The organism is Methylobacterium sp. WL103, assembly GCF_008039885.1.
Taxonomy (GTDB): domain Bacteria; phylum Pseudomonadota; class Alphaproteobacteria; order Rhizobiales; family Beijerinckiaceae; genus Methylobacterium; species Methylobacterium cerastii.
Genome location: NZ_VRUX01000891.1, coordinates 1 through 1,273 on the forward strand (window position 1 = coordinate 1; position 1,273 = coordinate 1,273).

The following is a 1,273-nucleotide window of genomic DNA, read 5'->3' on the forward strand; positions in this document are numbered from 1 at the left end:
ACTCGCGGCCATACACGCGCGGGCCGCCCGAACACCGGGGCGCCGACATAGGCGATGCCGGCCCGCGCGTGGATGGCCGCGAGTTCCTGCGCCAGGGCGACCGAGATCGTGCTCATCGACAGGTGCAGCCCCGGCCGGCCGGCGCCGTCGAGCAAGCCGCCCTCGACGATCACGGAGCGCAGGGCGGCGTCGTCCGAGAGCATGGTGATGGCGGCGTCGCCCGCGAACGCTTCGGCCGCGGTTCCTACCGGCGTGGCGCCCACGATCTCCTGCGCGACGCCCGGCGAGCGGTTCCAGACCCGGACCGTGTGCCCGGCCTCGATGAGCTTGGCCGCCATGGCGCGCCCCATGCGCCCGAGCCCGATGAAACCGACGTCCATGCTGTGCTGCCTTTCGATGCCTCTCGGCCTCAACGCCGCTCGCGCGCCTGCGATGCAGGCCGCGTCGCTCATTCCGCTGCGGCGGCGATCCGGGTCTCGATGCGCTCGGGCGCGACGGCGGCTGCCAGCGGCAGCTCGATCGCGGCGGCGAGGCCGCCTTCGGGGCGGTTCGTCAGGGTCAGCCAGCCGTCGTGCGATTCGACGATGGCGAGCACGATCGACAGGCCGAGGCCGAAGCCGCTGGCGTCGTTGAGGTTGCGCGCCCGGTCGCCGCGCACGAACGGCTGCAGCATGGCGTCGCGCTCGGAATCCGGGATGCCGGGGCCGGTGTCGCCGACGACGATGCGGACGCCGCGCGGCGTCTGCTCCATGGCGAGGCGGGCGCCGCCGCCGTACTTCACCGCATTGTCCACGAGGTTCGTGATCGCGCGCTCGAGCTCGTCCGGCCGGCCGCGCACCAGCACGTGCCGGCTCTGCGTCACCGCGACGTCGGCGCCGACGTCGAGGAAGCCGTCGCAGACGGTCTGCACCACCGAGGCGAGGTCGATGAGCGTCCGCGCGCCCGCCGCGCCGCCCTGCCCGTCGCGGACGAAGGAAAGGGCCGCCTCGACCAGCGCGTTCATCTGGTCGAGGTCGCGCAGCGTCATGGTGCGGGCGTGATCGTCGTCGATGAATTCCGCGCGCAGGCGCAGCCGCGTGATCGGGGTGCGCAGGTCGTGGCTGATCGCGGCCAGCATCTGCGTGCGGTCGTCGATCAGGCGCCGCACCCGGTTGCGCATCCGGTCGAGGGCGCGCGAGACGGCGATGACCTCCTGCGGGCCGGCTTCAGGCAGGGCCGCGTGGTCGTCGCCGGTGCCGAAGGCTTCGGCCGCGCCCGCGAGCCGCGCCAGCGG

At 73.8% G+C, this 1,273-nt stretch carries 2 protein-coding genes; both read right to left on the reverse strand.

The features are described from left to right. On the reverse strand, positions 1–380 hold a 380-nt coding region (locus FV222_RS26480), incomplete at its 3' end, for an NAD(P)-binding domain-containing protein (protein WP_147816092.1). A 68-nt stretch (positions 381–448) separates the two neighbouring features. Further along, positions 449–1,273, reverse strand: an 825-nt coding sequence (locus tag FV222_RS26485; RefSeq protein ID WP_246685684.1) for an ATP-binding protein, incomplete at its 5' end; no start/stop codon positions are given.